Origin of the sequence: Nocardia amamiensis NBRC 102102, assembly GCF_001612745.1 — a bacterium.
GTDB classification, from domain to species: Bacteria; Actinomycetota; Actinomycetes; order Mycobacteriales; family Mycobacteriaceae; genus Nocardia; species Nocardia amamiensis.
Window position 1 is genome coordinate 1 of sequence record NZ_BDBA01000293.1, and the last position, 9,266, is coordinate 9,266.

6 protein-coding genes and 2 pseudogenes are annotated in these 9,266 nt (G+C 65.7%); all 8 read left to right on the top strand.

The window, feature by feature from the left end; all coding sequences use genetic code 11:
- Positions 1 to 587 (top strand): annotated as a pseudogene (locus NA4_RS39770) (DDE-type integrase/transposase/recombinase); the annotation flags it as partial.
- 175 nt (positions 588 to 762) lie between these two features.
- Complete coding sequence (locus NA4_RS35770; RefSeq protein WP_067480092.1) at positions 763 to 1,806, top strand: tyrosine-type recombinase/integrase; 1,044 nt, start codon at positions 763 to 765, stop codon at positions 1,804 to 1,806.
- A gap of 208 nt (positions 1,807 to 2,014) precedes the next feature.
- Positions 2,015 to 3,058, top strand: coding sequence for a tyrosine-type recombinase/integrase (locus NA4_RS35775; RefSeq protein ID WP_218022511.1), 1,044 nt, complete (start codon positions 2,015 to 2,017; stop codon positions 3,056 to 3,058).
- 40 nt (positions 3,059 to 3,098) lie between these two features.
- Positions 3,099 to 3,392: a helix-turn-helix domain-containing protein gene (locus NA4_RS35780; protein ID WP_373862868.1), complete on the top strand. Its 294-nt coding sequence runs from the start codon at positions 3,099 to 3,101 to the stop codon at positions 3,390 to 3,392.
- Positions 3,393 to 3,416: 24 nt separating this feature from the next.
- Positions 3,417 to 5,813 carry a hypothetical protein gene (locus NA4_RS35785; RefSeq protein ID WP_218022510.1) on the top strand — a complete coding sequence of 799 codons (2,397 nt, stop codon included), beginning with the start codon at positions 3,417 to 3,419 and terminating at the stop codon, positions 5,811 to 5,813.
- Between the two features lie 15 nt (positions 5,814 to 5,828).
- The gene (locus NA4_RS35790) at positions 5,829 to 6,422 is read left to right on the top strand and encodes a CYTH domain-containing protein (RefSeq protein WP_067480100.1); all 594 of its coding nucleotides are present in this window, start codon (positions 5,829 to 5,831) and stop codon (positions 6,420 to 6,422) included.
- Positions 6,423 to 6,526: 104 nt separating this feature from the next.
- Positions 6,527 to 6,847 (top strand): helix-turn-helix domain-containing protein, encoded by a 321-nt coding sequence (locus tag NA4_RS35795; RefSeq protein ID WP_067480102.1) that lies wholly within the window; start codon positions 6,527 to 6,529, stop codon positions 6,845 to 6,847.
- A gap of 1,655 nt (positions 6,848 to 8,502) precedes the next feature.
- Positions 8,503 to 9,243, top strand: a pseudogene (locus tag NA4_RS35800) (Mu transposase C-terminal domain-containing protein); the annotation flags it as partial.
- Positions 9,244 to 9,266: the final 23 nt, after the last annotated feature.

The window sequence follows — 9,266 nt, forward strand, 5'->3', positions numbered from 1 at the left end:
CCGGTCTGGGTCCGAAGGCTCGGGGAAAGATCGTGCGAGATATCGCGTCTCGCGCCCATACCGACCCGTTCGGCAACCGGGTCACCTATTCCCGCGACACCCTCGACCGCTGGATCCGCCGCTGGCGCCGCGGCGGATTCGAGGAATTGGTGCCCTCGGTCCGGCAGTCGAGCACGCGCATCGATACCGCGACGCTGGAGATGGCGGCGGCGTTGAAGCGGGAGAACCCGGCCCGCACCGTCGCCCAAGTGCAGCGGATCCTGCGCGCGTCGACCGGGTGGGCGCCGTCGGAATCGACGCTGCTTCGGCACTTCCACCGCCTCGACCTCGTCGGCCCGGCCAGCGGCGGCGAGCCGGTGGTGTTCGGCCGGTTCGAGGCCGATCACCCCAACGAGCTCTGGGTCGGCGACGCCCTGCACGGACCGAGGGTCGGCGGCCGCAAGACCTACTTGTTCGGCTTCCTCGACGATCACAGCAGGTTGTTGCCGGGTTATCGGTTCGGGTTCGCCGAGGACACCGTCCGTCTTGCCGCGGCACTGGAGCCAGCGCTGGCTTCCCGGGGTGTTCCGGAATCGGTTTTATTGGATATACCTCAAGTTCCCTGGGCACCGGCCACACCGCCCAGTCGGCCTACCCTGCCTGAACAGGCTCTCGCCGAACTCCTCGCTGGCGAGTGCCGAGTTGATCGAATCTCGGTATTTCTGAACAGTTCTCGAGATACCCTTCGGCAGTTCGGTTTTCACGAGCATGTCGAGGAGCGGGATGGCGCTGGCAGTGGTGCGGGACCTCGGCACGGCGCGCCCGCCGGCCGGGCCGGAGGAGCTGGCGGCCTTCGAAACCGACGTGCTCGCGGGATTCGTGCTGGCCCGCGCGTCGGCAGGCTTGGCCGACGGCACGATCCGCGGCGACATGTCGCATCTGGAGCAGATCCGCAACTCGTTCGGCCGCCCGCTCTGGGAGATGCGGCCCGCGGACGCGGATGCGTACTTCGGTCGGGTGGTGCGGTCCGCGTCGCAAGGGACACGGTTGGCGCACGCGCAGTCGCTGTCGACGTTCTTCGACTTCCTGGAGATGCGCTACCGCGCCGAGCTACACGCGATGACGGGCACCGTGATCACCAGTCCGCTGGATGAGATGAACCGCCCGCGCGGCCGCGCGGAGATCGGCCTGCGGATCCCGCCGGTCGATGCCGAGATCGAAACCCTGTTCACCGGCTGGCGCGAGGAGTTGGCGACTTGCCGGAAGTTCGCGACAGCAGCACGTAATTTCACTGCGGCACAACTGATTTCGAAAGTCGGATTGCGCATCAATGAGGCTCGCTGCCTGGATCTCGATGACGTCCGTTGGGAGTTGGGCCGATTCGGCAAGCTCCATGTTCGTTTCGGCAAGGGCACCCAGGGCTCCGGGCCCCGCCACCGGGTGGTCCCGTTGATCAACGGAGCGGATCGACTGCTGCGCTGGTATATCGAAGACGTCTGGGGCCATTTCGACCATGACCACACCCGCCCGGGAGCGCCGCTGTTCCCCTCCGAACGTCACCACGCCGACGGATCGGCCGCCCGAGCCGGTGCGGAATCCCTGCGCCGCGGGCTCGCCCACGCGGTCGCCGGCCATCTGCCCACCTGGACCGAGCGGCTCACACCCCATGTCCTGCGGCATTTCTGCGCGTCCCAGCTCTACCGGCACGGCATGGATCTGCTGGCTATCCAGGAACTGTTGGGGCACTGGTGGGTTGCCACGACGATGCGTTACGTCAACCCTCGGGAATTGCATCAGACGGGCGAGTTTTCGCAGGTCGCCTGCTGAAGAGGGTGTGGCAATAGTCGCACGAACCGGACCAAGCACGCCGATTGAGCTGAAATGATCCCGAGCCTCGCCCGTCTGATGCATGATCCTTGCCTTGAAAGGTTGCACGTTTCGGGGTGAGGAGGGCCACGTGGCGCGGCGTGATCTGGAGGGATCGGCGCGTCTGGAGCTGGTTTCCGGCGTGGTCCAGCTGCATCCGCAAGACGCGATGGTCGACGCGATGTTGCGGGGCTGGCGGGCCCAGCAGACAGCGCGCGGGCTGCAGGAGAACACGATCGATCCGCGAGAACGGTTGGTGCGCCGGTTCATCGAGTTCACCAACGAGTACCCGTGGAACTGGCTGCCCGGCCACGTCGAGGACTGGACGCTGTGGATGACCAGCGAAAAGCACTTGGCCCCGGCGACGATTCGCGGCTATCAGACAGATCTGCGCCTGTTCAGCGACTACCTCTGCGACGCCCGCTACGGCTGGGCAGCGGCGTGTGAGGACCAGTTCGGTATCGGGAAGCACCCGGTGCCGATCTGCCATGAGTGGAACACGATCGTGCACCTCAACGACTACGAGGGTGATCCGGAGGCACGCCCATTCACCCGGACGGAGTTGCAGCGGTTCCTCGACTACGCCGACGAGCAGGTCGAGCGGGCGGTGCGCGCGAAGCGCAAAGGCGCGCTCGCCGCTTACCGGGACGCGACGTTGTTCAAGGTCATGTATGGGTGGGGGCTGCGGCGGACCGAAACGTCGAAGCTGGACGTGGTCGACTTCGGCCGCAACCCGAAGGCACCGGAATTCGGCCGCTTCGGGATGCTGCACGTCCGGTTCGGCAAGGCGGTGCGCGGGCAGCCGCCGCGCCGCCGCAATGTCCCGTCCGTGATGGGATGGGCGGTGGACGCAGTGGCCGACTATGTCGAGCACATCCGCCCGAAATTCGGGTCACACGAGCATCCGGCCTTGTGGTTGACCGAGCGCGGCGGCCGTGTGAAACCGGCGGAGATCAACGCGCGGTTCGTCACCTATCGCGACGCTCTCAAACTGCCGAAATACCTTTCACCACACAGCCTTCGGCACTCATGGGTCAGCCACCTCACTGAGGACGGCGTCGACCGGTTGTTCATCCAGCAGGCCGTCGGGCATCGATGCGATACCTCCACAGCGATCTACACCCACGTGTCGAGCGATTTCATGAACACTGCCTTGCGCAAGGCCCTCACACCGGCGCTCGGCCGGCCCGCACCCGACCGGAAGGATGCCTGAATTGGCTCGCAAGCTCGACTACCGATGGAACCTACGGCAGATGATGGCTGCCCGGGACATGTTCCAGACCACCGACCTGAGTGAACCGCTGGCGCAGCGCGGGATCCGGTTGTCGTCGAGCCAGGTCTACCGGCTGGTCACCGAACGCCCGGAACGGCTGAGCCTGAAAGTGCTCATGGCACTGATGGATATCCTCGACTGCCGCATGGACGAGCTGATCGAACCGATCGCCGCGGCGACTCCTACCCGGAACAAGCGCACCGCCACCGGCGAAGAGGCCGGAATCGGCACCTTCCGGCCCAAGCCGGCTCGGATCACCGATTCCGGCGAGTGAATCGTGGAAGGATTCGCGCCGCAGGTGATCACCGATCCCGTCGGGGTGATGGTCACGCTGATCCTGCAACGTGAGCACACCCTGGACGCGGCCACGGTCACCCGTATTGTCGAATCGAAGGCAGGCGGCCGGGCGAAACGGCGGCGGCTGGCCCAAGCTCTCTTGGATCGTCCAGGCGTGCTCGATGACGGCCGTTCCCCGGCTCCCCGCGCTGTCGCTGAACTCCTGATCGCGCTTAAACGCGCTGGCGCAATGAGGATTTCAGCGCCATCCTGCACCGAGTGCGGCAAGCTGATGCGCACGATCCAACGGCGGGGCGACAACTGGTATTGCAGAGTCTGCGGTCCTGTCCCGGAGCCATGCGCCGGATGCGGCGTCCTGCGACCGGTTGCCTGGCGCGATCGTGACGGCGGGCCACGCTGCAAGGCATGCCCTCCCGACGACGACCGCGACCCTATCGACATCATCACGGCAGTGATCGCCGCCATCGATCCGACATTGCCGGAGAACCTCATCGCGGATGCGGTCAAGGCCGTGTCCCCACAACTCGGGCCCCGACGGCGGCTGGCCTGGACTCTGGAAGACCACCCAGAACTACTCACCGGAGCCGGGGCGAACGCGCCGATCCCCTCGGTCCTGCGTCTGATCGACCGGCTCTGCGATGCCGGTTCAGCCACCGTGATTCATCCGGCCTGCCCAGCCTGCGGCCGAACCATACATCTGCACCGGCCGATCAAAGGAAAATGGCTGTGCCGCAATTGCACAGCAAAATCCAAGGCCCAACCATGCGCTCGCTGCGGCGTGTTGAAGGAACCCGCCTTCCGGGACGAGAACGGGCAACCGCTGTGCCCCAACTGCCTGCAGCGTGATCCCGCCAATCACGAGCCCTGCTCCGGATGCGGCCGACTGCGCCCGGTCGCCCTGCGCACCGCCGATGGCCCGGTCTGCGGATCCTGCCGGACCGAGACCATCCAGCGGTGCTCGATCTGCGGCACCACCGCACCCTGCAGCATTTCCGTCGCCACCAGCCAACCCTGGTGCCGAGCATGTCGACAGCGGTGGATTCGCTGCAGCACCTGCGGTGAAGTCCGTCCGCTTCGCGGCGGCACTCTTGAACAACCTCTCTGCGCGACCTGCACCCGCCCCGAACCCGGCTTCTGGCATTCGTGCGCGGACTGCGGAGAATCCGGCCGAATCCACAACGGCAGACGATGCGCGCGCTGCAACCGTGAGCGTCGACTGCGCGAGCTTCTCGGCGACGAACACGGCCAGATCCGAGCCGGCCTCCAGACGCTCTACCGGACTCTCATCCAAGTCGAGCGGCCGAACACCGTCGACGCATGGCTCAGAAGCAACGGCGCACCCGCCATTCTGCGCGTACTGAACAGCGGCAACCGCACCCTTTCGCACGAAACCCTGGACGAGCTGCCCCAAACCAAGTCGCTCGCGCACCTACGGAGCGTTCTCGTTTCGATCGGTGTCCTGCCACACCGCGATGAGCATATGGCCCGCCTGCACCGCTGGACCACCGATCTCATAGCCACCCGCAGCGACCCCGACGAACGCGCCATTCTCCAGCGCTACGCGTTCTGGCACGTCATCCATCGTCTCCGTCGACGAGCCGGCGACACCGACATCACCCACCCGCAGGTCGTCGCCGCCCAAGCCGTCATCAAAGGCGCTGCCACACTGCTGGATTGGCTGCACAGCTGCGGCCACACCTTGACTACCGCAACACAAGCCGACCTCGATGCCTGGCTGATCGACCACCGCACGGACGCCGGCAACTTCGTCCGCTGGGCACGCAAGAACAAACTCACCCAGCTCGACTACGCCGCCACCAGATGGGACGGCCCAGTCGGCACGATCGACAGCGAAACCCGATGGGAGCAAGCCCGTCTTCTCCTGCACGACAACACCATCGAGCTTGGCACACGCGCCGCCGGACTACTCGTTCTCCTCTACGCCCAGCACGTCACCATGATCAGCCGACTGACCGTCGAGCAAGTGAGCATCACAGACGAACACGTGCTCTTGCGGCTCGGAGACGAACCCATCGATCTCCCCGAGCCGGTCGCTGAACTGTTCCGCGAACTCGTTCGACACCGCCGCGGGCACGCCGTCATCGGACGACCCGCCACCACAACCTGGCTGTTCCCAGGCGGCCGCCCCGGACAACCCATCGGCGCCGACCGCCTCCGCGAACGTCTCCGCCAACTCGGCATCCACAGCGGACACGCTCGATCCAGCGCGCTGTTTCAGCTCGCCACCGAACTGCCGGCCGCGATCCTGGCCCGCATGCTCGGCATCCACATCAGCGTCGCCGCCAACTGGCAACGAGTCAGCAGCGGAGATTGGATGTCCTACGCGACCGACGTCAGCCGCCGCAGCGATCAGCAGCATCCCGACCCCACGAGATGAAAGCAGGACAGCGACATGTCTTTTCCAGCCTCGGTGCCCCAGCCCGGCAAATACGCTCGCATCGAGAGGGAACGCCGATTCCTGCTTGCTGATCTCCCCATCGATCCAGCGCCCATCGCCATACGCACGATCACCGACCGCTACTGGCCCGAAACCACGCTGCGCCTGCGGCACATCGCCGACCAGAACGGCAGCCACCAATACAAGCTCACGCAGAAGATTCCCGCCTCACGGCCGGGGCCTGTCCAAGGGACGATCACCAACACCTACCTGACCGCCGCCGAATTCCGCCTGTTCGCCGCGCTTCCCGGCAACATGCTGACGAAGACCCGATACAGCATCCCGCCTTTCGGGATCGACGTCTTCGCCTCCCGGCTCGCTGGACTCATCCTTGCCGAGATCGAGTTCACCAACGACGACGACATACTTACGTTCACGCCGCCGACCTACGCCATCGCGGAAGTCACCGACAACCCACGTTTCACCGGCGGGCACCTCGCCACCACCTCGCGCGACGAACTCGCCGCCTTGCTGGCCGACTTCGGCATCGACGTCGATCCCCGACCAGAAACCGGACAACAAGTCACAAACGGCGAGGCATTCAGATAGTTCCGATATCTGATGTCGCCAGAGCATGTCCTGCACACTCACGTCGAAGACTCGTGGATCGCGGGCCAAGAACGCGCCGCCACCCGGCTGAAAGGACTGATGCGATGAGATGGAACCTCCGGTTGGCGGCCGCCAACCGCGGCATCTGGAAGGCCAGCGAACTACAGCGGATGCTCGCCGAACGCGGCCTGGTGATCTCGGCCGGGAAGATGTCGGGTCTGTGGTCCGGGCAGCCGATCAGCGTCAAACTCGCCGACCTGGACGTGATCTGCGCGGTGATCGGCTGCGGCATCGACGAACTGCTGATCCCGGAACCGGAGACCGCCGCCGCGTCCGCCACCGAACATACCGCTCAGCCAGCGGTCGGGCAGAGCCACGCGGTGACGCCACGGGCACCGCGAGGACGGTCACTGCCGCCGACATGACCACGCCACCAGCAGCAGTGGACAGCTGTCGTTACTGCTTGGCCTGGGGACTGATCGTCGGCAATGGAATGTGTCGGGAATGCTTCAACTGGCGGGTCTGGCGTCGGCAGCAGTGTCCCGGATGTCACCGCGATGTTCCGCTCAAGCACGGCTACTGCCGTTTGTGTCATCAGCAGGTTCTGCGTCAGCTGGGCCGCATGGTGATCCGGGAGACCATGCCCGAGGTCGCCATCGATGCCTGGCAGCTGTTCCTCACCTTCCCGCTGGGCACCCGCCGCGCCAGAGGCCGCCCCCGCAAACCACCGAGAATCGCCGCCGACCCGGTGACCTGGCAGACCCCGGGGACAGCTGGCGCTGTTCCCGGTCCGCCCCGACTATCGGCGATTCACCCGACCCGGCACGCCAACCCGCACAATCCGACCCTGATCCAAGCCCGGCAGGCCGCTCGGCGGCTGGCCGAGGCACGCGGATGGGCCTGGTGGATCCTGCGCGAGATCGACGACGGCCTACTCGTCGTGCTGTCCTCACACGCGCCCGGCGATACGATCACCTACTCCGACCTCGTCCCGATCGACCAGCTCGGCCACAACGTCGCGCACACCGCCGAAGTCCTCGCACTCCTCGGGATCCTCGACGACGACCGCGTCCCGACCTTCGACGCCTGGATGCACCGCAAACTGGCACAGTTGAACCCGACACTGGCCGCGGACATCGAGCTCTGGGCGACCACTCTGCGCGACGGCGGTCGCCGGACACGGCCGCGAGCCACCGACACCATTCGCAACTACCTCGACGCGGCGCTGCCGACGCTGGTCGAATGGTCGCGACGCTATCAGCACCTGCGCGAAGTCACCCGCGACGACGTCAAAGCCGCCGTCTCGGGCCTGACCGGGCTCAAACGCAAGCGGGCCCTGGTCGGCCTGCGGTCGATTTTCGGATTCCACAAGAAAGCCGGGCGCCTGTTCCGAGATCCCACCACCCACTTCAAGACCGGCGATGCCGGCAGCGCCCTGCCAGCACCCCTGCGGCCGGAACAACTCGACGCCCTGGTTCGCCATGCCACGACGCCGCTGCGCCGAATCCTGCTCTGCCTCACCGCAATACATGCCGCACGACCGACTACCTTGCGCGAGCTGACGCTCGACGATGCCGCTCTGCCCGACCGAAGAATCACCATCAGCGGCCACACCCGGCGGATCGACGACCTCACCGCACAGGCCATCACCGATTACCTCCGCTATCGCCGAGAACGCTGGCCGCATACCGGCAACGCTCACCTGCTGATCTCCGAGCACACCGCTCAGAACGACAAGCCGGTCAGCGTGCACTGGCTCGGCGACCAATTCCGCGAGGTCGGAGTGACACTCAACCAGATCCGGATGGACCGGCAGCTCGAGGAAGCACTCACCCACGGCCCCGACCCCCTCCACCTAACCGCCGTCTTCGGAATCAGCGAACGCGCCGCCATCCGATACGCCAACGCCGCCAAGACCTTCCTCGAAAACGGTCCTCGAGCAAGACCGATAGCCGAACCAGCCCGGCCGACCACTGCGCCGAAGTCGACGAACTCACGCCCTCGCCCCCAGGTATTCGCGCTCCGCACCCGCAAGTTCGTTCCGAAACTCCTTCAGAAATCACGAACTTGCGGCAGAGATGTCGACAACGGGTCGGCGTTCGTCGACGCTTGGTTGTTGCGGGCTTGCGCGAAACTCGGTGTCCGCCTGGTTCATTCGACACCGGGCCGCCCGCAGGGCAGAGGGAAAATTGAACGCCTGTTCCGCACCGTCCGCGACCAGTTCCTGGTCGAGGTCCCCGACACCACCGCTGAGGAAATCGCCGAGTCGGGCATGGATCACCGGTCGGCGTTGCTGGAGCTCAACGGCCTGTTCGCGGCCTGGGTCGAAATCGAATACCACCGGCGCGTTCACAGCGAAACAGGACAAACACCCCTATCCCGTTGGGAGGCCGGATGGGACAGGCGCAACCAATCACCGGTGATCCCGACCGCGCCGGATCTGACCGAGGCATTCCTCTGGAGCGAGTACCGCACCGTCACCAAGACCGGCACGGTCTCGCTGCATTCCAACACCTACGCCGTCGACCCAGCCTTGGCAGGTCGGCGGGTCGAGCTGGTGTTCTGTCCGTTCGACATGGAAACCATCGACGTCCGCCACCGCGACAAGAGCTACGGAAAAGCGTTGCCTCACACCATCACCCGCCACGCGCATCCGAAGGCACGGCCGGAGATCCCCGCGCCGGCACCGCGGCCTTCGACCGGGATCGACTACCTGAAGCTGACCGCCGATGCCCATCATGAGCAGCTGCGCCGCGATCAGCGCATCGGCTACGACGCCCTCTACCGAGCCGGGACCGACGCAAGCGAGGCCCAGGCATGAGTGTCCAACGACTGCAATCACAT